The organism is Nocardia sp. PLKS1-43 (assembly GCF_059510335.1).
Genome location: NZ_JCAJZQ010000018.1, coordinates 63,579 through 84,340, shown reverse-complemented (window position 1 = coordinate 84,340; position 20,762 = coordinate 63,579). Strand labels below are relative to the sequence as shown.

At 66.7% G+C, this 20,762-nt stretch carries 17 protein-coding genes and 3 pseudogenes; 10 read left to right on the top strand and 10 right to left on the bottom strand.

Annotation, left to right across the window (positions count from 1 at the left end; translation table 11 throughout):
- Positions 1–299: 299 nt before the first annotated feature.
- A complete protein-coding gene (locus AC5WS7_RS37730; RefSeq protein ID WP_495959441.1) occupies positions 300–1,313 on the bottom strand; it encodes a GNAT family N-acetyltransferase in 1,014 nt (337 codons plus the stop codon).
- Between the two features lie 122 nt (positions 1,314–1,435).
- On the opposite strand from AC5WS7_RS37730, the gene AC5WS7_RS37725 reads away from it, so the two are divergent.
- Positions 1,436–2,605 (top strand): aromatic ring-hydroxylating oxygenase subunit alpha, encoded by a 1,170-nt coding sequence (locus tag AC5WS7_RS37725; RefSeq protein WP_495959440.1) that lies wholly within the window; start codon positions 1,436–1,438, stop codon positions 2,603–2,605.
- 43 nt (positions 2,606–2,648) lie between these two features.
- On the top strand, positions 2,649–3,800 hold the full coding sequence (locus tag AC5WS7_RS37720; protein WP_495959439.1) for an acyl-CoA dehydrogenase family protein: 1,152 nt from the start codon (positions 2,649–2,651) through the stop codon (positions 3,798–3,800).
- 64 nt (positions 3,801–3,864) lie between these two features.
- Here AC5WS7_RS37720 and AC5WS7_RS37715 read toward each other — a convergent pair whose 3' ends face one another.
- Positions 3,865–5,523: an FAD-dependent oxidoreductase gene (locus AC5WS7_RS37715; protein WP_495959438.1), complete on the bottom strand. Its 1,659-nt coding sequence runs from the start codon at positions 5,521–5,523 to the stop codon at positions 3,865–3,867.
- A gap of 195 nt (positions 5,524–5,718) precedes the next feature.
- Here AC5WS7_RS37715 and AC5WS7_RS37710 point away from each other — a divergent pair, with 195 nt between their 5' ends.
- Entirely contained in the window at positions 5,719–6,888 is a 1,170-nt protein-coding gene (locus AC5WS7_RS37710) for a thiolase family protein (RefSeq protein WP_495959437.1), read from the top strand.
- A gap of 242 nt (positions 6,889–7,130) precedes the next feature.
- Here AC5WS7_RS37710 and AC5WS7_RS37705 read toward each other — a convergent pair whose 3' ends face one another.
- Positions 7,131–7,886 (bottom strand): 3-hydroxyacyl-CoA dehydrogenase, encoded by a 756-nt coding sequence (locus AC5WS7_RS37705; protein WP_495959482.1) that lies wholly within the window; start codon positions 7,884–7,886, stop codon positions 7,131–7,133.
- 438 nt (positions 7,887–8,324) lie between these two features.
- Here AC5WS7_RS37705 and AC5WS7_RS37700 point away from each other — a divergent pair, with 438 nt between their 5' ends.
- From AC5WS7_RS37700 to AC5WS7_RS37685, 4 genes are all read left to right on the top strand, one after another.
- Positions 8,325–9,191 (top strand): SDR family NAD(P)-dependent oxidoreductase, encoded by an 867-nt coding sequence (locus AC5WS7_RS37700; protein WP_495959436.1) that lies wholly within the window; start codon positions 8,325–8,327, stop codon positions 9,189–9,191.
- A gap of 1 nt (position 9,192) precedes the next feature.
- Positions 9,193–9,423 carry a ferredoxin gene (locus AC5WS7_RS37695; RefSeq protein ID WP_495959435.1) on the top strand — a complete coding sequence of 77 codons (231 nt, stop codon included), beginning with the start codon at positions 9,193–9,195 and terminating at the stop codon, positions 9,421–9,423.
- Positions 9,420–10,652, top strand: coding sequence for a cytochrome P450 (locus tag AC5WS7_RS37690; RefSeq protein WP_495959434.1), 1,233 nt, complete (start codon positions 9,420–9,422; stop codon positions 10,650–10,652). Before AC5WS7_RS37695 ends, AC5WS7_RS37690 begins: the two co-directional genes overlap by 4 nt.
- A 286-nt stretch (positions 10,653–10,938) precedes the next feature.
- The gene (locus tag AC5WS7_RS37685; protein WP_495959433.1) at positions 10,939–11,553 is read left to right on the top strand and encodes a TetR/AcrR family transcriptional regulator; all 615 of its coding nucleotides are present in this window, start codon (positions 10,939–10,941) and stop codon (positions 11,551–11,553) included.
- A gap of 128 nt (positions 11,554–11,681) precedes the next feature.
- On the opposite strand, the gene AC5WS7_RS37680 is transcribed toward AC5WS7_RS37685, so the two are convergent.
- Together AC5WS7_RS37680 and AC5WS7_RS37675 are read right to left on the bottom strand one after the other, a co-directional pair.
- A complete protein-coding gene (locus AC5WS7_RS37680; protein WP_495959432.1) occupies positions 11,682–12,689 on the bottom strand; it encodes a phosphotransferase family protein in 1,008 nt (335 codons plus the stop codon).
- 11 nt (positions 12,690–12,700) lie between these two features.
- Positions 12,701–13,909: an acyl-CoA dehydrogenase family protein gene (locus AC5WS7_RS37675; RefSeq protein WP_495959431.1), complete on the bottom strand. Its 1,209-nt coding sequence runs from the start codon at positions 13,907–13,909 to the stop codon at positions 12,701–12,703.
- A 127-nt stretch (positions 13,910–14,036) separates the two neighbouring features.
- Here AC5WS7_RS37675 and AC5WS7_RS37670 point away from each other — a divergent pair, with 127 nt between their 5' ends.
- Positions 14,037–14,972, top strand: a complete 936-nt coding sequence (locus AC5WS7_RS37670) for a TetR-type transcription factor C-terminal domain-containing protein (protein WP_495959430.1) — start codon at positions 14,037–14,039, stop codon at positions 14,970–14,972.
- Positions 14,973–15,315: 343 nt separating this feature from the next.
- On the opposite strand, the pseudogene AC5WS7_RS37665 reads toward AC5WS7_RS37670, so the two are convergent.
- Positions 15,316–16,058, bottom strand: a pseudogene (locus AC5WS7_RS37665) (SDR family oxidoreductase); the annotation flags it as partial.
- 203 nt (positions 16,059–16,261) lie between these two features.
- Positions 16,262–16,522 (bottom strand): annotated as a pseudogene (locus AC5WS7_RS37660) (AMP-binding protein); the annotation flags it as partial.
- 206 nt (positions 16,523–16,728) lie between these two features.
- On the opposite strand from AC5WS7_RS37660, the pseudogene AC5WS7_RS37655 reads away from it, so the two are divergent.
- Positions 16,729–16,866, top strand: a pseudogene (locus tag AC5WS7_RS37655) (alpha/beta hydrolase domain-containing protein); the annotation flags it as partial.
- 143 nt (positions 16,867–17,009) lie between these two features.
- On the opposite strand, the gene AC5WS7_RS37650 reads toward AC5WS7_RS37655, so the two are convergent.
- The 3 genes from AC5WS7_RS37650 to AC5WS7_RS37640 all read right to left on the bottom strand — a co-directional run bounded on the left by AC5WS7_RS37650 (position 17,010) and on the right by AC5WS7_RS37640 (position 19,188).
- A complete protein-coding gene (locus AC5WS7_RS37650) occupies positions 17,010–17,888 on the bottom strand; it encodes a tyrosine-type recombinase/integrase (protein ID WP_495959429.1) in 879 nt (292 codons plus the stop codon).
- Positions 17,889–18,355: 467 nt separating this feature from the next.
- Positions 18,356–18,898 carry a hypothetical protein gene (locus AC5WS7_RS37645; RefSeq protein WP_495959428.1) on the bottom strand — a complete coding sequence of 181 codons (543 nt, stop codon included), beginning with the start codon at positions 18,896–18,898 and terminating at the stop codon, positions 18,356–18,358.
- 74 nt (positions 18,899–18,972) lie between these two features.
- Entirely contained in the window at positions 18,973–19,188 is a 216-nt protein-coding gene (locus tag AC5WS7_RS37640; RefSeq protein ID WP_495959427.1) for a hypothetical protein, read from the bottom strand.
- 337 nt (positions 19,189–19,525) lie between these two features.
- On the opposite strand from AC5WS7_RS37640, the gene AC5WS7_RS37635 reads away from it, so the two are divergent.
- Positions 19,526–20,752 (top strand): helix-turn-helix domain-containing protein, encoded by a 1,227-nt coding sequence (locus AC5WS7_RS37635; RefSeq protein WP_495959426.1) that lies wholly within the window; start codon positions 19,526–19,528, stop codon positions 20,750–20,752.
- The last annotated feature ends 10 nt before the right edge of the window (positions 20,753–20,762 follow it).

Below are 20,762 nucleotides of genomic sequence, written 5' to 3'. Positions count from 1 at the left end.
GCGGCCGGCCCGTCGAGGCGGTCGGCCGACCCGCTCGACAACGTACCCGCAGAGTCGTTCCGCGTGCCGATCGCCGTGGCCGCCCGGTCGCGCGACGCGGGCGTTCACAACGCATCGGCAATGCCCGGACATGTTCTGCGCCAGCGGGATTCACCGTGTACGCGCGTCGGCATTCGCGCACCGCGTGCGCGAATGCCGCCCGGATCGGTGGCCCCCTCATATCGGCCACCGCCCGCACTGGTTACGAAACCGGCGCACGAGCCGGGCCGATCATCGCGACCCGAGCGCGCAGACCGAACTCACCTGCCCGAGAAGGCGGGAACCTCGTCCCACTCCCCGATCTGGTAGCACGCGTGCGCTTCCTCCTGCTCGAAGGACAGCATGCGGCACAGGCGGACCGCGCCGTGATCGTCGGGGTCGATCCGCATCAGCACGACCTGCACTCCGGCGTCGGCGAGTTCGCGCAGGGCGGTGGTGATCAGCGCCTCGCCGAGGCCGCCGCCGCGGATCTCCGGGACCACGATCAACGCGCGAACCCACGCGGCGCGCAACTCCAGATACCGCACCTGCCGCGGTTCGAACCAGACCGCGCCCGCCGGGCGGTCGCTGCCCGCCGAGGCGATCACCACCCGGCCGGTGCGGTCGGCGAACGCGGTGCGGAACTGCTCGAATTGCGCCTGGGTCAACCCCTCTCGCGCAAGCACATCGCGCACCTTCGCCACAGTCGCATCGTCAGTGAGCTCCTTCGGGCCCTCGATCGATATCCCGCCGGGGATTACGGCCGGGTCCAGGGGCATGGCGAACGGCCCGGCCAGGTGCCGCGCCATCGTCCACAGCCGGGCGATCGGCGCGATGCCGAAGCGGCGGGTCAGCCGCTCGGACGCCGGATGGCTACCGTAGGCCCAGCAGCGCAACGACGTTGCACCCCGCCCGCACCAGCCCTCGGAGGCGGCCACGTCCAGGCCGAGTTCCTCCACCAGCAGAGTGGTGATGCCACGTGAGCGGTAGTCGGGATGCACGGTGTAGCGCACGGTGCCCTGCCCCTGCGCATCGATCGACAGATGCAGATAGGCCACCAGCACCATCGGCGCGTCGTCGAGGATGCTCAGATCGCGCCGGGCCTTGATCGGCAGATGCCAGACCGACCGCTCCTCGCTCGAGACCGACTCGATGTCGCGCTGCTCCACGACCGCGAATCCGGCCTCCTCGTCGTACCGCGCGGCGGCCTCGACCAGCGCCGCCGCCTCGACCCGATCCTCGTCGCCGAGGCGCCGACACCAGGTGTAGTCGATCATCGTCTGCCCTTTCTGCATGCGGCCGGTTTACAGTTAAATCTACATGAGTTAGATTTAAGAAGCTATATTTACAGCTCAGGACGTTACACCGAGTGCATCAATGCACCTCGGACCATGCGATTCGATATTGGAGACAGCCCATGACCGAGGTTGGCGCCCCGCGCGAGGAACGGATTCGTCGCGCGCTGACACACCTGCGCAACGACACGACCGACGAGTTCGCCCATGTCACCTGGTTCGAGCCCAGGGAGTTCACCGACCCGACCGTCGCCCAGCACGAACGCGACCTGATCTTCGGCCGGGTGCCCTCGATCGTCGCGCACGGCTCCGAAATCCCCCGCGCCGGCGACTTCTTCACCCTGCAGATGCCGCGTAACAACGTCATCGTGGTCCGCCAGCGCGACGGCGGGGTGAAGGCCCTGGTCAACCTGTGCCGTCACCGCGGGGCCCTGCTGGAGAAGGAGGAGAAGGGCCGGTGCCGGCTGTTCTCCTGCCCGTATCACCGCTGGTCCTACGACATGGACGGCAGCCTGCGAACCATCACCCGCGACAACACCTTCGGCGAGGCCGAGCGCGAGACGCTGGGCCTGATCGAACTGCCGACGCAGGAACGCCACGGCTTCATCTGGGTGGTCGACGACGCCAGCGCCGAGATCGACGTCGCGGCCTGGCTCGGCCCGGAGATGGACGCCATCCTGGCCACCTACGATCTGGGCTCGAAGGTCTGCGTGCAGGCCGAGGGCTTCGACGAGCCGGTCAACTGGAAGATCATGCAGGACGCCTTCCTGGACGGCTATCACATCCAGTACGCGCACCCCAACACCGCCGCGAAGCACATCCACACCAATGTGATGGCATTCGAAGATTTCGGGCGGCACTGCCGGTTCATCGCCCCGCGTAAGTCAATCGACCGCTGGATCGAGGAGGATCCGGGTGACCGCAGCCTGGCCAACGACGTCACCGAGACGCATTTCCTGCTGCCCAACAGCACCCTGCTGCGCCAGCCCGACCACTTCCAGCTGCTGACCTTCCGGCCGCATCCCACCGAACCGCAGCGCAGCCGCATGGAGATGCGCCTGATCGTCCCACCGGTCGAGCAGACCACCATGACCGAGGAGAAGTGGACCCGGTTGTGGGCCAAGAACTGGCAGATCCTGCTCGATGTGCTGCACGCCGAGGACTTCCCGCTGCTGCGGGACTCCCAGCGCGGTATGACCAGCGCTAGCGCGGGCCGAATGGTGCTGGGCCAGAACGAAGTTGCCAATCAGGTCTTCCGCCGGGAGACCCAGAGACTGCTGACGCAGAAATGACCACGCGGCGCAGGCTTACCCGCCTGGGCACAGGAGGAGTGCAGTGAAATCAGATTTGTTCGAGAGCGACCACGAACTGTTCCGGCAGACCGTCCGCGGTTTCGTGGAACGCCACGTCATCCCGAAGATGGAGAAGTGGGACGCCGACCGCCTCATCGACCGCGACACTTGGCTGGCTGCAGGTCAGCAGGGCCTGCTGGGCCTGGCGGTCCCGGAGGAGTTCGGCGGACCCGGCGAGACCGATTACCGGTTCCGGTTCGTGATCCAGACCGAGATCGCCCGGGTCGGCGCCTCGGCGCTGCAGTCGGGCTTCTCCACCAATGACGACATCGTGCTGAACTACCTGCTGCGGCACGCGAATTCCGAGCAGAAGAAGCGCTGGCTGCCCGGTTTCGTCACCGGCGAGACCATCGGCGCGATCGCGATGACCGAGCCGGGCGCGGGCAGCGACCTGCGGGCGGTGCAGACCACCGCGGTCCGCGAGGGCGACGAGTGGGTGATCAACGGTTCCAAGACGTTCATCACCAGCGGCATGCTGGCCGATCTGGTCATCGTCTTCGCGGTCACCGATCGTGACCTGGGTTCACGCGGGTTCAGCCTGTTCGTCGTCGAGGACGGCACCCCCGGCTTCAGCCGCGGGCGCAAACTCGACAAGGTCGGCCTGCACGCCCAGGACACCGCGGAACTGTTCTTCGACAACGTCCGCATCCCGGCCGGGAACCTGCTGGGCGAGATCGGCGGCGGATTCGGCTACCTGATGCAGAGCCTGCCGCTCGAGCGTCTCGGAATCGGTATCGCCGGACAGGTTTCCGCCGAAGCGGTCTTCGATTGGACGCTGGACTACGTCAAGGACCGCCGCGCGTTCGGCAAGCACATCGGCGAGTTCCAGGGCCTCGGGTTCACCCTGGCCGAACTGCAGACCTCGATCGAGGTGTCCCGGGCCTACATCGATCGCTGCGTGCGCGAATACAACGCGGGCACCCTGACCGCGGTCGACGCGGCCAAGGCCAAGCTCTGGGGGTCCGAGCTCCAGGGCAAGGTGATCGACGCCGGTGTCCAGATGCACGGCGGGTACGGCTACATGATGGAGTACCCGGTCGCGAAGGCGTACATCGACGCCCGCATCCAGCGCATCTACGGCGGGACGAACGAGATCATGAAAGAGATCATCCATCGCGATCTCATGCGTTCCTGACGACTCGGCCGGCGCGGTCACCCGCGCCGGCCATTCCCCCTGTGCCGAAATGTCTTTCGTATCCTCACCCGCGCTCGCCGGACGCGGGCGCGCCCGCGTGCACACCGGCGGCGGACAGCATCTCGCCGATGCCGACGAATTTCACCCGGGGGCGACCGCCCGCGCGACCCGCTCGGCGTTCGGCCGCGTCGATGGTCTTCCATTCGCGCGCGCCCAGGCGTTCGGGCCGCCGCTGCTCGAGCACCGCGTCCAGTTCCGCGCGCGAGCGGTCCGGAGTCCGGAGCCGTCCGGCGGCGAAGTCCTCGAGCAGGGCGCGCACGGTCTCCTGAGAGCAGTACCGGTTGGTGCCGATCACCCCCGACGGGCCGCGTTTGATCCAGCCCGCCACATAGGTTCCCGGTATCGGATCGGTTCCCTCGGCATCGAGCACGCGCCCGTCGCGGTGCGGGATCGTCCCGTCGGATTCGCGGAAGGGCAAGCCCGGCACCGCGATCCCGCGGTAGCCGACCGAGCCGAACACCACACCGCAGGACAGCACCTCGGCCACGCCGGTCTGCCCCTGATCGGTGCGCGTGAACTCGACCGCGTCGACCGCGTGTGTGCCACGGAAGCTGTTCGGACGCAGGAAGTATCGGAACTCGATGCGACGATCGCCGGAGTTCGCGGCGCGTTGGGCCAATTCCCTGGCGACGCGGCTCTTGTGCTGGATCACCGAGTCCAGCCCGTCGGTGTCGAGCGGCGAATCGGCCTCGCGGATATGCACATCCACTCCCCCGACCTGTCCCAGGCCCAGCAGTTCGGGCGTGGTGAAGGCCGCGTGCTCGGGGCCGCGCCGTCCCACGACGACGACCTCGCGAATCCGGCTGGCCGCCAGCGCATCCAGCGCGTGATCGGCGATATCGGTGCGCGCCAGCGCGGCGACGTCGGTGACCAGGATGCGGGCCACGTCGAGTGCGACGTTGCCGTTGCCGATCACCACCGCGCGCTCGCCGGACAGGTCGAACACCCGGTCCGCGTGATCGGGGTGGCCGTTGTACCAGCCGACGAAGTCGGTCGCGGTGTGCACACCGGCCAGGTGCTCCCCCGGTATACCGAGGGTGCGCCCGTGCGAGGCGCCGGTCGCGTAGATCACCGCGTGATGATGATCGAGCAGTTCGGCCGCGCTGATATGCGTGCCGACCTCGACGTTCAGCTCCAGCTTCAGCTGCTTTCTGCCGAGCGTCCGGGCGAAGGCGGTGGCGACCTGTTTGGTGTGCTGGTGGTCGGGCGCGACCCCGTAGCGCACCAGCCCCAGCGGGGTGGGCAGCCGTTCGAACATGGTGATCTCCACGTCGATGTCCCGACGCGCGGCCAGCTCCTCGGCCGCGTAGCAGGCCGACGGGCCCGATCCGACGATCGCGACCCGCAGCGGCCCGCGATCGGCCACCTCGAGCCGCGGCTCGGCGGGCGCGGGCGGGGGCGCGGGCCGTTCGCTGCCGAAGTAGGCGGCGTTGACCTCGCGATACGGTTCGGTCTCCGGCGTGAGATCGCCCTCGGGGACGATCGCGTCCACCGGGCACTCATCGATGCAGGCACCGCAGTCGATGCAGGTCACCGGGTCGATGTGCAGCAGTTCCGCGCGTCCGTAACCCTCCTCGCCCGGCCTCGGGCGAATGCAGTCGACGGGACATACCTCGACGCATCCGGCGTCGTTGCAGCAGGGCTGCGTGATGACGTGTGCCACGGTTCCTCCGGATCCACGGCTACTACTCGACCCGACCCAGGGGGAGACTGCCGTTACATATGACGCTATTTGTCCATTGTTATACGCTGCGTCGTGGGTCACACACAATACCGGAGCGATATTTCCCGGCGCCCTACTGACCACACCCCTTGCGCCGGAGACGATTCCGGCGACCCCGAAGAGAGGAAATCACCCATGACAACCGCAGTGATCGTCGATGCGATCCGTACCGCGTCCGGGAAAGGCAAGCCCGGCGGACAATTGTCCGGACTACATCCGACCGAACTGCTCTCGGCCGTACTGCGCGGACTGATCGATCGCACCGGAATCGATCCCGCACTGGTCGACGACGTCATCGGCGGCTGCGTCGGACAGGCGGCCGAACAGGCGCTCAACATCAGCCGCAACGCGGTCCTGGCGGCCGGATTCCCCGAGTCGGTCCCCGCCACGACGATCGACCGCCAGTGCGGCTCGAGCCAGCAGGCCGCCCACTTCGCCGCGCAGGGCGTCGTCTCCGGGGCCTACGACATCGCCATCGCGTGCGGTGTGGAATCGATGAGCCGGGTGCCGATGGGCACCCCCAGCATGGGCAAGGACGCCTTCGGCCCCGGGGTCACCGCCCGGTATCCCGAAGGTCTGGTGGGACAGGGGATTTCGGCAGAGCTGATCGCGGCCCGGTGGAAGTTCGACCGGACCTCCCTGGACGAGTTCTCCGCGCGCTCGCACGCCCGCGCGGCGGCGGCCGACTTCTCCGGCGAGATCCTGCCGGTCGCCGTGGGCCCGGACGCGCAGGCCACCGTGGACGAGACCGTGCGGCCATCCACCGACGTGGCGGGCCTGGCCCGGTTGAAGGCGTCGTTCCAGGACGAGCGCTTCAGCGAGCGGTTCCCGGAGATCGACTGGCGCATCACCCCGGGCAACTCCTCACCCCTGACCGACGGCGCGTCGGCCGTGCTGATCATGAGCGAGGAGAAGGCCGCGGCGCTGGGCCTGCGTCCGCGGGCCCGGTTCCACAGCTTCGCGGTCAGCGGCAGCGATCCGCTGCTCATGCTGACCGGTGTCATCCCGGCGACCCGCAAGGTCCTGGACAAGGCCGGTCTGAGCATCGATGCCATCGATACCTACGAGGTCAACGAGGCGTTTGCTCCGGTTCCGCTGGTCTGGCAGTACGAGTTCGGGGCCGATCCGGAGCGGTTGAACCCGCGCGGCGGCGCGATTGCGCTGGGCCATCCGCTCGGCGGCTCGGGCACTCGGCTGCTGACCACCATGCTCAACCACCTCGAGCAGACCGGCGGCCGCTACGGCCTGCAGACCATGTGTGAGGGCGGCGGAATGGCCAACGCCACCATCATCGAACGGCTGTAGGACCGGTCGAACGTGCGGGGCGCCAAAATTCGATGGCGCCCCGCACCGAGCGACATTGGTGCGGCCGTGGATATTTCGACGATTCCGACCACTGAACGCGGTGCGACCGTGAGGTTTCTTCGCACATCCGGTTCGACACAGGACGCTTCAGCGCCCGATCCGTATCGACCGTATGTCGACACGGATCGGGCGCTGGGCCGAACTCGGCGCGCAACAGACCGCGAGACGCGGCCTTCGTGAATTCAGCGGGGCGCCATGCGGATCGCGCCGTCGAGGCGGATCGTCTCACCGTTGATCATCGGGTTCTCCACGATGTGCCGGGCCAGCGCCGCGTACTCGACCGGATCACCCAGACGCGAAGGATGCGGCACCTGCGCGCCCAGCGAGACGAGGGCCTCGTCGGGCAGCGCCTCGAACAGCGGGGTACGGAACAGGCCCGGGGCGATGGTGACGACCCGGATGTTCAGGCTCGCCAGATCGCGTGCGATGGGCAGGGTCATCCCCACGATGCCCCCCTTGGACGCCGAATACGCCGCCTGACCGATCTGACCGTCGAACGCGGCGACCGACGCGGTGTTGATGATGACACCACGCTCCTCACCATCCAGCTCCGCAGCCGAAATACGTTCCGCGACAAGCCGGATCACGTTGAACGTGCCGATCAGGTTCACCGACACCACCTTGGTGAACGCATCCAGCGGGAACGCGCCCTTCTTGCTCACGGTCTTGATCGCGTTACCGATCCCCGCGCAGTTCACCGCGATCCGCAACGTGCCCAGCGCCTGCGCGGCATCCAGCGCCGCGGCCACCTGCCCCTCGTCGGTCACATCGGCCGGCGCGAACACCACGTTCTCGCCCAGCTCCTTCGCGATCGACTCGCCGTTGGAGGAGGGCAGGTCGATGATCACGATCTCCGCGCCCTGGCCGTGCAATTCCTTCACCGTCGCCAGGCCCAGGCCCGACGCACCGCCGGTCACCACGGCAACCGCGCTCTTGATGTCCGTCCAGTCATTCCTCTCTATGCCCCCGACATACGCACTATACCTATAGTCTGTAGATTTAAGGCGGCAGGCCCCGGGGCGGAAGAATAGCCGATCACCAGCGGCGATGCGGTTTACGACACCCTCGCCGCCCGGCCGACCGAGCGTCGATCCCAGGCCTCCGAACAGGCTCGGGCGGACGTGCCGAGCGATGCCGGAGCCCGGCTCGATCACCGGCCCGACAAAGATCAAAAGTCATGATTCGAAGGTCGACTGACAAATGACGATTGACGTCATTCGTCTCCTAGCGTAGCTTCAGGTGTGAGGCACAGCACTCTGTCCCCTCCTGGGCGGACAGGTCACACGGCATCCAATCCCGCCGGATCCGCTGCGTCTCCGTCCGTACCGGCCCAGCCCCGCGCCGGCCGCATCTCGAGGGAAAATCGGAGTCCCACAATGAAGCTCGAAGGCAAAGTCGCCGTCATCACCGGAGCCGGCTCCGGCTTCGGCCGTCAGTGTTCCCAGTTGTTCGCCTCGGAGGGCGCGTCCATCGCCGTGGTCGACATCGACCCCGAGCGCGCCGCCGGAACCGTCGAACTCGTCGAGCAGCAAGGCGGCAAGGCCATCGCCATCACCGCCGACGTGAGCGTCGAGGAGCAGGTGAACTCCGCGGTCGCCGCCGCGGTGCAGCATTTCGGCAAGCTGGACATCATGTTCGCCAACGCGGGCGTCGTCTCCCGCGGCGGCGTCCCGTCCGTCGCGGGCGGCGAGGAGGTCGAATTCCAGGACCTGACCGACGCCGACTGGCAGCACGTGCTGGGCATCAACCTCAGCGGCGTCGTCTACGCCGCCAAGGCCGCTGTCCCCTATCTGCGCGAGAACGGCGGCGGCACCATCCTGGCGACGTCCTCGGCGGCCTCGCTGGTCGCCTACCACAACATCGCGATGTACTCGGCCACCAAGGCGGGCGTCAACGGCCTGGTCCGCGGGCTGAGCCTGGACCTGGGCAAGTACGGCATTCGCGTCAACGCCATCTGCCCCACCCACGGCATGTCGCCGAACTTCCTTATGCCGCCGGGATCCCCGGTCGTCGGCCAGTCCTACGAGCAGGTCATGGGCCCCTGGGACGCGTCGATCTCGCCGATCCCGCTCAAGCTGAACCGGCCGCCGTCGCTGCTGGACAACGCGAAGGTGGCGCTGTTCCTGGCCTCGGACGATTCGCAGTACCTGTCCGGCGTCGTGATGCCCTCGACCGACGGCGGCACCCTGGCCCGCGTCGGCATGTGGTTCGCCGAGGACAAGGGCTCGCCCGGAGATCTGTGACATGACCGAGCCCGTTCACCTGAACGTCGACCGGACGGCGTGCGCGGGCCACGGCCTGTGCTACGCCACCGCGCCGGACCTGCTCGAGCCCGACGACTTCGGCAATCCCGTCGTCGGCGACGGTCCGGTCCCCGAGTCTCAACTCGAATCCGCACGCCGGGCGGCGGCAGCCTGCCCCGAGCGTGCGCTGACACTCACCAGTGCCCTTCCCCTATCCGAGGAAAACATATGACCACCACCGCAGAGGTCTCCGAGGACCTGGTAGTCGACTTCGACATCTACGATCAATCGCTGGCATTTCCGAAAGACACCGTGCAGGATCGGGTCGCCGAACTCGCGCGCCGAGGCCCGGTCGTGTACTCCACCGCTCACGGCGGCCATTGGATCGTCACCCACTACAAGGAGATTCACGAGGTCCTGCGCGACCCCGAGACATTCTCCAGTCACCCCAACAATCTGACGTCCGAGACCGCCGGATTCGGCAAATTCATTCCGCTCGAACTCGATCCGCCGGAACACACCGGTTATCGTCTCGCCTTGCAGCCGTTGTTCAGCCCGAATCGAATGAAGGCGCTCGAGGACGACATCCGCGCGACGGTCAACGAGCTCCTCGACGGAATCGCCGCCACGGGAAAGTCGGAATTCATCGCCGACTTCGCACATGAATTGCCCACCCGGGTATTTCTGAACCTGATGGACTGGCCGCTGGCGGACGCGCCGATGTTCACCCACGCCACCGATGTACTTCTCACCGGAATCCCCGGAGCCACCGAGGAGGAGTCCAATGCGGCGCGCGGTAAAGCGGCGTTCGAGATGCTGGGCTATTTCCAGAACATCATCAACGAGCGCAAGGCCAACCCGCGCGACGACGTCACCTCGCAGATCATCCACACCGAGGTCGCGCTCGAGGGCGGCACCCGGCTGCTGACCGACGAGGAACTCAACCGGATGTTCTTCCTGTTGCTGATCGCCGGCCTGCACACCGTGCAGGGCTCGCTGGCGTGGAGCATCATCCATCTCTCGCACAACCGCGAGCAGCGCGAACAGCTCATCGCCGACGAGAGCCTGATCCCCTCGGCGGTCGAGGAGATCCTGCGCATCGAGGCCGCGGTGATCCCCGGCCGTCGCGCCACCCGCACGATCGAATTGGGCGGGGTCACCATCGCCGAGGGCGATCAGCTGATCCTGATGCTCTGCTCGGCCAACCGGGACGGCGAGGAGTTCGACGACCCGGACGAGCTTCTGCTCGAGCGCACCCCGAACCGGCATCTGTCCTTCGGCGCGGGCGCGCATCGCTGCCTCGGCTCGCATCTGGCACGCATCGAACTGCGTCTGGCCCTGGAGGAAATCCACCGGCGCATACCGGATTACGATCTGGTCGACAACGATCCCCCGGTCATGCACGCCAGTCAGGTCCGCGGGTGCGCGCGGTTGCCGATCACGTTCACCCCGACGGCGTGAACGGTCCGGGTGCGGGTCAGTCCCATCGACCCGCACCCGGCCCGGCTTCGGTGATGTGAGAGTCCTCACCGTGCTCTCGAACCGGCACACCAGCCACGACGGACGATCGACACTGGTCACGGCCGCTCCGGATCCGTTCACCCGCAACGGTTTTCACGACTCCACCCGCTCGTCGCCGCGCCGCGCCCACGGTGGACGTCGAACGAACAACGAAAAACGAGTATTGTCCATGGTGTTGCCGAGTATCGCATACAAAGCAGAAATCCGTGGAGGGCAGGAAAAGAGAATGGCTCGTCGTAACAGCAACGTCCTGAGTGGGGACGTCGAGGAAGCACGCGGGCAGATACTCGAAGCCGCCCAATCGACCTTCCTGCATTTCGGTGTCGCGAAGACGACAATGGACGATATCGCCAAGTCCGCGGGCGTATCACGACCGACGATCTACCGATACTTTCGCGATCGGGACACGCTCATCGCCGAACTGATCCGGCTGCGCGCTCGGAAACTCTTCGTCACCGGCACGAAATTCGTGTTGGAGCGGGAGCACTTCCGAGACCAGATCGTCGAGGGTTTGATATTCCTCGTCGACCGCGGCCGCAAGGATCCGCTGATCCGATTGATCGTCAGCCCCGAACATATGGACCTCGCCGCTGCCGTCGTCGGAACCTCCCGCCTGGCCAGCACACTGACGCTGGAAATGTGGGCGCCCATTCTGGATCGCGCGCGTGAACGCGGTGAATTGCGCACCGATATCACCAACGAGGAAGCCTGCGAATGGCTCGCTCTGGTGCAACTGATCCTGGTCGGCCGCCTCGATTTCGACGACCCGAAGGATCCGTCCCACCGCAAACTCCTGGAGACGTTCATCCTCCCGGCATTTCTGCCGCAGGCCACCGCCTGAGACGCCCGCGGTAAACGACTCGCCCGCCTGTCCGGACTCATCCGGGCAGGCGGGCGTCGTCGATAGCGCAGCAAGACGAAGGGCCGTGTCGGGCAACGCTTTCCGCTGCCACCCGACGCGGCCTGGTTTCAGTTCGGCACGCTGCTCAATGCGCGCAACCCCGCCGCCATGAATTCCGGAGTCGATTCCGCGGCCCGCGCGGCGCCCGATCCGGCATCCGAGCCCTGCACGGCGCGATGGGTGATCCCCTCGGCGATCACGCCCAGTTTGAAATTGGCCAGCGCGAGATAGAAACCCCAGTGGTCCAGATCCCGGCCGGAGGCGACCGCATAGGCCTGAGCCAGGGCGTCGGCGTCCGGCAGACGCGGGCTGGTCCACGCGGCCTGCGTCCCGAGTACCAGGTCGAATGCCGGGGACCGGTACACGCACATCAACGCGACGTCGGTCAGCGGGTCGCCGAGCGTGGACAGCTCCCAGTCCACCACCGCGCGGATGCGGGCCGGATCGGCCGGGTCCACGATGGTGTTGTCGATGCGGAAGTCACCGTGCACGATCGCGCCGGGCGACTCGGGCGGCAGCGCAGCGGCGAGGGACTCGGCGAGCCGGGCGACGTCGGTCAGCTCTCGCGTCTTGACCCGATCCCATTGAGAGGCCCACAGTTTCACCTGACGGGCCACGAATCCGGCGGGCCGCCCGAACGAGCCCAGTCCGGCCGCGTCCGGGTCCACCGCGTGCAGCGCGGCCAGAATCCGCACCGACTCCCCCACGCAGGCCGCGACCTGGTCGTCGGTGAATGCGGCCAGGTCGTCCTGGTCGCGGACGACCACGCCGTCGACGAATTCCACGACGGTCATCGGAGCGCCGAGCGCGGTGCCCTCGGCGTCGAAGGCGACCGTCTCGGCCACCGGCACGGCGGAGCCCTGCAACGCCCGTGTGACGGTGTATTCGCGGGCCATATCGTGCGCGGACGGGGTGAGCCCGGCGACCGGGGGACGTCGCACAACCCATTGCGAGATGTCGTCCCGCGCCGCGAACGTCAGATTCGAGCGGCCGCCGCTGATCAGCTCGACCCGCAGCTCACCCTGCACCTCGACGCCCTGCTCCCGCAGAAAACGTTCCAGCGCAGCCACATTCATACCTGGCAGTGTCATTCGGCGTCCCGTCGTGCGCGGCGAGCCGCACCGACAGCGCGTTTGGCGATGGCCCAACGGTGAACTTCCGACGGGCCGTCGTAGATGCGGAACGGACGCACCTCGCGCGAAAGCCGCGCCAGCGGCAGATCCCCGGACACGCCGAGTCCGCCGCACATCTGCACGCTGCGATCCACGATCCGGAAGATCGCCTCGGCGGCAAAGGTTTTCGCGATGGAGGTGGCGTTCGCTGCGGACTCACCCTGATCGAGTTCCCAGCACGCGCGGGTCAGGAGCGCGCGGGTGGCGGCGATATCGATCTCGTTGTCCGCGATCATCTTCTGGATCATGCCCAGATCGCCCAGCCGGGACCCGAAGCCCTCTCGATGCGCGACATGGTCGACCGCGACGTCGTGGCCGCGGTGCGCGGCGCCGAGCCAGCGCATCACATGTGTCATCCGGGCCGGGCCCAGGCGCACCTGCGCGTACTCGAAACCACGGTCCACCGCGCCCAGCACAGCCGAATCCGGGACCAGCAGGTCGTCGAAGAACACCTCGCAGTGCCCGCCGATCATCGACCGGTCCAAGGTCTCGATGTGGCGCTCGACCCGGATGCCGGGGGTGTCGGCCGGGGCCAGGAACATCGTGGCCCCGCCACGCTGGCCCGGCTCACCGGAGGTGCGGGCCATGATGATGAAGAAGCCCGCGCCGTCGGCGCCGGTGATGAACCATTTGTGGCCGTTGATCCGCCAGCCGCCCTCGGCGCGCACCGCACGGGTCGCCAGGGCCGAGGGATCCGAGCCCGCCCCGGGCGCCGGTTCGGTCATCGCGAACGCCGAGCGCACGTCGCCGCGGGCCAGAGGCGCGAGGAACTGCTGTTTCTGCTCCGGATCGGCGATGTGGGCGAGCATGTGCACATTGCCCTCGTCCGGCGCGGCGATATTGAGCGCGGTCGGGCCGAACAACGAATATCCGGCCTCCTCGAAAACCGGCGCTCGATCCGACATGCCCAGACCGTGACCGCCGAATTCGACCGGTGCGTGCGGGGCGAAGACACCCGCCGCGCGAGCGGCTTCCTGCATTTGCGCCCGGACCTCGTCGCCGCCCGCCGCGGTGATGTCACCGCCGTGCGCGTCCTCGACCGGAAGCACGCTCGCGCGGACGAATTCGCGCGTGCGCCGGGCCAGGTCCTGGACCTCGGGTGGATGGGATAGCTCGATCGCCACGATCACTCCTCGCCTGATATGCCGAACGTACGCTCGGCAGGGGGTTGTCAGAAACAGTGACACGGGTTCCCTATCTCTGTCAAAGCCGAATTCTACGTGTTCGGACCTGTTCAGTTATTCTGAACATATGGATCCTTCGGACCGCCCCGGGGCCGACATCGGCGCCCGGGTGCGAACCGCGCGGGCGGCGGCCGGTGTCTCGCTGCGCGAGACCGCGCGACGCATCGACGTCAGCCCGGCCACACTCAGCGCCATCGAGAACGGCCGCACCGGCGTCTCCGTACCGCGACTACGAGCGTTGGCGCAGGCGCTGGACACCACGCTCGCGTGGCTCATCGGGGATGCGGACGCCACACCCCGGCGTGATCGACCGGCGAACGCCCAGCACCACACCGCCCCCGGGCCCGAGGCCGCCGACTGGCGCGAATTCCCGCCGCTGGCAATGGATCCCGTCCTGTCCGCGGCGGTGGACTCCTTCGTGGAGACCGGCTACCACGGCGCGACGATGCGTTCGATCGCCGAACGCGCCGGGATGAGCGTGCCCGGCGTCTACCACCACTACCCCGACAAACAGCAACTGCTCGTGCGGGCTCTCGACCTCACCATGACCGAGCTGCACTGGCGCGTGCGCGCCGCGCGCGACCAGGGCCCGACGGCACTGGACCGGGTGGCGAACACCGTCGAGGCCCTCGCGCTGTTCCACACCCACCGCCGCGAGCTGGCGTTCATCGGCGCCAGCGAGATGCGCAGCCTCACCGCGCCGAATCGCCGACGAATCGCCGCGTCCCGCAACGAGATCCAGTATCTGCTCGACGAGGCGATCACCGAGGCGGTCCGGGAATACGACCTGCCCGAGGAACACACCCGGACCGCGGGCCGGGCCATCGCCACGATGTGTACCGCACTGCCGCAATGGTTCCGGCTCGACGGCCCCACCGCACCGGAGCAGATCGCCATGCGGTACGCCGGATTCGCGCTCGGCCTGCTCGGGCTCGGCGCCCCGGCCCCGCAGCGCGAACAGCCACCCTGCGGCGGGCCGGGTGATCAGCCGCAGCGAGTATAGGAATCATGGCACCTCTGCTACCGACCTTCGAACAGGTGTCCTATCGATCCAAGATCCGGTCGGGGCAGCCGTCACCGCGGATATGCGCACCTCGGGCGCGCCGGCCGCCCGCACCTCATGCGCGATCTGAGCGGCGGACTTCCCGTCCCAGCTCGCCGTGATCATCCGCGCCCCGCGAATCCAAATCAGCCGGAGCATGCCGGGCCCAGCAAGTTTACGAATCCTGCGCTCCTCCAACACATCCCGTGCAAGACGCGCAACCAGCACCTTCGAATCGAATGCGTTGCGCCGCTGCGGATGCGCTGATCTTCCTGACTCTCTCCCGACGCCGAGAAGGCCGCAGCTAGACCTGCGCTCGGCGAGCCGGGTCCAGCAGGCCCAGCAGTTCCAGATCGGTCAGGTACTTCTCGATGATCGGCCTGACGATGCCCGGAATGTCGCCGCCACCGATACCGGCTTCCGCGACCGCGGCCCGGAACCGATCCACGGGTACCGGGGACCCCCGGCCGCCGGAAGCGGGTACCGGTAGTTGGGCAGCAGCGACACCTGACGCTGCTTGTCGGGCAGGTTGCGCATCGCGGTCTCGAAACGTTCGTACCAGCGGTCGTGATCGCTGATCCGTTGGACCGGCCACCCCGACTCCGCCATCCAGTCCACGTACTCGTCGACACCGATGCCGTCGTCGTGTGGGTTCAGCACGTGGTAGATCCGGAATCCCTCGGACAGGTCGGCGCTCAGCTCCGCGATCGACTCGGCGATGAAATCGACTGGCAGACCATCGAAATGGGCCCGGGCCCGCCGCCCGCTCGCGGCGGGGAGATAGAACGATTCCGGGGCGAGGCCGGTCGCGGCGACGCTGAAGGTCAGCCGGGTGAACATGTCGGGGACGTTGAGCTGGCCGTGGTAGGTCGGCTCGACCAGGATCATGTCGCAGCGGAATACCTCGATCGGCAACGCGCACAGATCGTGCGCCTCGCGCAGGAGCACCTCGCCTGCCCATTTGCTGCTGCCGTAACCGCTGGCGTAGATACCGCTGAGCGTGCGCTCCGCACCGACCTTCCGGATATCGGCGTCCTCGGTGAACTCCTACGGGGCGACCTCCGCACCGGCACCGGGTCCGTGCTGCCCGAGCCTGTTGCGGAATTCGCGATGGACCATCTCCCCATACTCGCGGAACGAAATTCAGCTGTGTGGGGCGAAAGAGCGACAGGTTCCTCCAGCAGTGTGGACAGGTCGCTCTTCCCGGCGAAATAGGCGGTGCCGCCGACACCCAACGCGGCGTAGAGCAGGCCGCGCCCGCCGGTGTGGCTCATCGGCATGAAGTTCACCGTGATCGACGGGAAGGCGAACCCGAGCGAGGCCATCATCGAGGCAGCGGTGGTCCATACACGGTTCGCCAGGCTCTCGGGCTGTATCGCGCCTTTCGGACTGCCGGTGCTGCCGGAGGTGTAGAGAATCACCGCGAGGCGGTCGTCGTCGACGGGCGGGCCCGGCGGCGGCGGAAGTGTGCCGCCGCGGGCGATGGACTCGGCGAGGGTGTCGAGCGCCACCGAGCTGCCGGCGTCGGCCAGCCGTGTACGCGCCGTGTCGAATGCTTCGCGGTCGGCGCGACATCCGGGTGGAAGTCGAAGACCAGCAGCCTGGTCGGCGGTGAGGCGCCGAGCGCGAGTTCAACACCGTCGCTGAGGTATTCAGCACTGCAGGCGATCACCGACGGACACGCCTCGTCGACACCGGCGACCAGTACGCCGACGACATCTATTCCCAAGCCGCGCAGGCTGTTCGGCACCCTCGGAACGTCGCGCCGCTGGATGGTCTCCTCGCCCGGCACGTCATCGCCGTCGGCCAATCCCAATCCGGCGTCGCGATGGACAACTACCTCACCTCCGGAGCCGACCGCGCCACAGCGATCTTCGACGCATTCGTCATCGACGCCGACGGGGCACAACACCGAACCCGCCACCTACCGCGCCCCGACCATCACCGTGAGGAGCGAGGAATCGGCCAGACCGGTTGCGCCCGTGTCCGATACGCATGTCACCTGGTCCGTCGCGGACCTCGCCCACACCGATCACTGGCTGTCGGGCGACGCTGCGGCCTGGGTACAGCACAGCTTCCTGGGCACTCCTTTGCGCACGAGAGTCGAACAACAGGCCAGGGTGCGTAGTGGCGCAAGGTGACCGCGGGATCGCTGTGGCCCAGATAGTTCGCCAGCTCGAGGATCGAGACTCCTTCGGCCAGGCAGGAGGACGCGTAGTAGTGCCGTAGCGCGTGCATTCCGTCGACGCGGTCGCGTTTGGTCAGTCCCGCACGCCGGAACGCCGCGTCCCACACCGCCATGAACAGGTACCCGTACATCGGCTGCAAATCACCTGTCCGCGACATCAACACCCGCACCGACACCGGGCGCCCGTCCAGAAACCGCCAGGGCAACGTGACGGTGACCGGTTCGAACCTCTCCAGGTAGGTGTCGATTTCGTCGAGGATGTTCTCGGCCATCGGAACGATGCGTGTCTTACCGCCTTTGGGCCGTGAAAGCACGCATCCACCGTTCAACCGCCGAATCTGCCGCTGCACGACAAAAATGCCTTCCTTGCGGCGGATGTCATCGGGGGAGAATCCCATGATCTCCCCCATCCTCATGCCGCAGCCCGCACCGAGGGGAATGACAATTTTGTTGCGTTCGGGTAATGCTGTCCAGATCGCGTTCATGCGGTCTTCGGTCCACGGGATGATTTTCCTGTTGGTGTCGCGTGGGCGTTCGATCAGCTTCGATCGGCACGGGTTTTCCGGGATCGTGCGTTCGGCTACGGCGATGTCCATGATTGTCACCAGGTGGTCGAAGATCACTTCTTGGCAGCTGGGGTCCAGGCCGCAGCTGTTGAGCCATTCCAGGTAGTCCCGCGCCGTGTCCACGGTGCAGGCACCGACGATCGAGCGTCCGCCGAAGTAGGGGGTGATGTGGTTGCGGGCCTGCTGAGTGGGATCAGCGCCGTAGCAGATTGTGTGTGTTGGACACCCCGCAGGGGCCGAAACGTGTCTTCGGGCATGCAGATCCTCTTTTCGGGCAAGAAGTTCGGAAGAGGAAAGACGAGGAAGAAAGAAGCTTTCGGCGGCAAGCAGTTCGGCACACGGGAGCCGTGCGTCACCCCCTCAGCCTCAGTCCCACAGTCCGCGCACGGCAGCGACGGCAGACCGGGATACATCTCGTCGTCCACCGTGACGCGAAGCTCCAACGTCGAAAAACTATGCGCCAGCTCGTCCGCGACGTTCTGGGCTTGCTCTTCGCTGGCCTGGTAATCCAGGGTGAGGGAACCGGATTCGATGTGCAGATGACGCATGCGCCGCGGTGGATGGGGCGGGGTGACCGGCCGCATGGGATCTCACGTCCCCGGGAGTACTCGGTTGCCGGATTCGACCTCTGCGGCCAAGTCGTCGTACCCGGCACACAGCTCGGCCAGCCGGTGCTTCGCGGCCCGTGCCCTCGCCGTCGGGTCGTCACCGGTGGCGACCGCCCGCTCCCACAAATCAGCCATCTTGGCCGCGATCTCCCCGATGGATTCGGTGTGGATTGCGGTCCGCGGCAGCTGCGCGAGCTGCACCGGGATCGACACCTGTGCTCGCGCCAATGCGCTGCGTCGTTGCATCATTCGCGCGAGCACAACGTCGTCGATGACCGCTATCAGCATGTCGATGTCCGCTTGCGCTGTCACCAACGTCTTGGCCGCCGCGCACAGCTCGGCGTACGACGCCGCCGTATTCGCCAGCACCTCGATGGCCAGTCGGCAGTCTCGCTGGCACTCCACCAAGTCGTAGGCCGGGTTCAGGATGTCACCAGCCATCACCGGCTGCGCGCCGGAAATGGTGGCCAGGAGCGTCTCCGCCGACGGCAGCGGCTCCAGCGGCGCCCACTCCGGAATCTCCATGGGCGACTCCCCGTCACTGGCTGCGCTCGAATGATGCTCCGGCGTGCCGTATTCCGGCGATCCGTGCACCAGGTTCACCGCGGATGGCTCGCGGAGGGCACCAAGCGGCCGGCCCCGGCCAGTACGTGGAGCGCGGCAGCCTTGCGCGGGCAGCGAATCGCCCGGCACGCGATATGGAACTGAACGATGGTGTGGGCGCGTTCAACGCTGAACGGCGTCTTGGGAGCGGCGTGGGTTTCCTGTTCGGAGAGCACGATCGTCTGGTGGATCGCGAGGCTCGCGTAGGACATCGGGGAGCACCTTCTTTTTTTCGATGAGGCAAACGACTCGAGGGAAGGCACCCGGCACCAAGGGCTTTCGCCACCCGTCACGGCATTGAGGCGGGTGCGCCGCCCACCCGGTAATGAAAAGGGGGTGCGGCGTCGGCTTGGTACCGGGTACCAGGGGCGACCGTACGGCGGGCTATCGCCCGATTACGGACGCATATAACCGAGACTTCTGAAATATACGAAAAGCCATATATAGTGCCGTAAAGGGCTAAATCCTTTGCCTGGCAACATGTCCCGAGCTGCCAGTCGATCTTGCAGATGCACGTTCACTCGAAGAAGCAGGGGCAGCAGCATGCACATGACGACCGGCGAGGTCATCCGCCGGATCCGCAAATCGCTCGGGATGACACAAGCCGAATTGGGCGCGATCCTCGGCTACACCCAGCCTGTCATTTCGCAACTCGAACACGACGGAGCCGCCATCCACGATGTCCGCGTATTGCGTCGGATCGCCAAGGCACTGCACGTTCCGCTTGCCATACTGGTGGTGGAGTCGGACAAGGAGGCAGATGTGAATCGTCGCAATGTCCTACGAGCCAGCGCTCTCGGTGCCGGAACTGCCGTGACAGCCGGGGTCGCTGGGCACGCTGCTGCCGCATCACGAACCGCAAGCGTCCATGTCGGGGCCGCCGAGGTCGCCGAGATTACTGCGAGCACCAGTGAAATTCATGTGCTTGACCTGCTCGTTGGCGGAGACCGATTGTGCCGTGTCGCCGCCAACGGAGTCCGTTACGCCGAGCAGTTGCTCGACAACGGCACCTACACCGACGCGGTCGGGCAAACCCTCACCAGCGCCGCCGCCGAGATGATGACCGCCGCTGGTTGGGTGCACTATGACGCAGGTCGACTGGGCGAAGCACGTCGCTACTACGCCGACGCAGCTCAAGCCGCGACCGCTGCCGGGGACGACATTGCCGTCGCCCATGCCCTGAGCAACGCCAGTTCACTGCTGACTGAGTGGAACGGCGGTACTCCCGCCGCCACCAGTCGCGCAGTGCAGTACGCACAAACCGCCTCACGCACGGCGATGAGTCATGGCGGCCCAAAACTTCGCGCGCTCATGGCGATTCGAGAAGCCGACGCGCTCGGCATGCAGGATCCAAACCTCAATAAGTCCGCCATTACCAATTCGCTCAGTCGGGCGCATCGGGCGTATGAGTCGGCGAGAGGATTCGACCCAGAGTGGGTCTATTTACCAGATGCGCTGCTCAGCGGCATGACGGGCCTGATGCACATGTACCTGGGTGAGCACCGTGCTGCGTCGAAACAGATTCAGGAAGCAATCGACGGCTCAGACGCATGGCCGCGCGAACAAGCTGAGTGGCACGTCTTGCTCGGTCGAAACTTGGTGAATGCCAACGAGATCGCCGAGGGCTGCCACGTCCTGAACGAGCACTTCGACGCGATCAGCCAGATTGGTTCGACCCGGGTGCAACAGAAACTTGGCACCATCGCCGAGACCGCGCGACCGCACTCCCAAGTGCCGGAAGTTGGGAAGTTCCTGGAGCTGATGGCGATCAGCTGACCGTCGAGGG

Coding starts and splice junctions, on each gene's coding strand:
- AC5WS7_RS37730 (WP_495959441.1), bottom strand. CDS start 1,313: ATGCAGAAAGGGCAGACGATGATCGACTACACCTGGTGTCGGCGCCTC.
- AC5WS7_RS37725 (WP_495959440.1), top strand. CDS start 1,436: ATGACCGAGGTTGGCGCCCCGCGCGAGGAACGGATTCGTCGCGCGCTG.
- AC5WS7_RS37710 (WP_495959437.1), top strand. CDS start 5,719: ATGACAACCGCAGTGATCGTCGATGCGATCCGTACCGCGTCCGGGAAA.
- AC5WS7_RS37700 (WP_495959436.1), top strand. CDS start 8,325: ATGAAGCTCGAAGGCAAAGTCGCCGTCATCACCGGAGCCGGCTCCGGC.
- AC5WS7_RS37695 (WP_495959435.1), top strand. CDS start 9,193: ATGACCGAGCCCGTTCACCTGAACGTCGACCGGACGGCGTGCGCGGGC.
- AC5WS7_RS37690 (WP_495959434.1), top strand. CDS start 9,420: ATGACCACCACCGCAGAGGTCTCCGAGGACCTGGTAGTCGACTTCGAC.
- AC5WS7_RS37685 (WP_495959433.1), top strand. CDS start 10,939: ATGGCTCGTCGTAACAGCAACGTCCTGAGTGGGGACGTCGAGGAAGCA.
- AC5WS7_RS37680 (WP_495959432.1), bottom strand. CDS start 12,689: ATGAATGTGGCTGCGCTGGAACGTTTTCTGCGGGAGCAGGGCGTCGAG.
- AC5WS7_RS37670 (WP_495959430.1), top strand. CDS start 14,037: ATGGATCCTTCGGACCGCCCCGGGGCCGACATCGGCGCCCGGGTGCGA.
- AC5WS7_RS37645 (WP_495959428.1), bottom strand. CDS start 18,898: ATGGAGATTCCGGAGTGGGCGCCGCTGGAGCCGCTGCCGTCGGCGGAG.
- AC5WS7_RS37640 (WP_495959427.1), bottom strand. CDS start 19,188: ATGTCCTACGCGAGCCTCGCGATCCACCAGACGATCGTGCTCTCCGAA.
- AC5WS7_RS37635 (WP_495959426.1), top strand. CDS start 19,526: ATGACGACCGGCGAGGTCATCCGCCGGATCCGCAAATCGCTCGGGATG.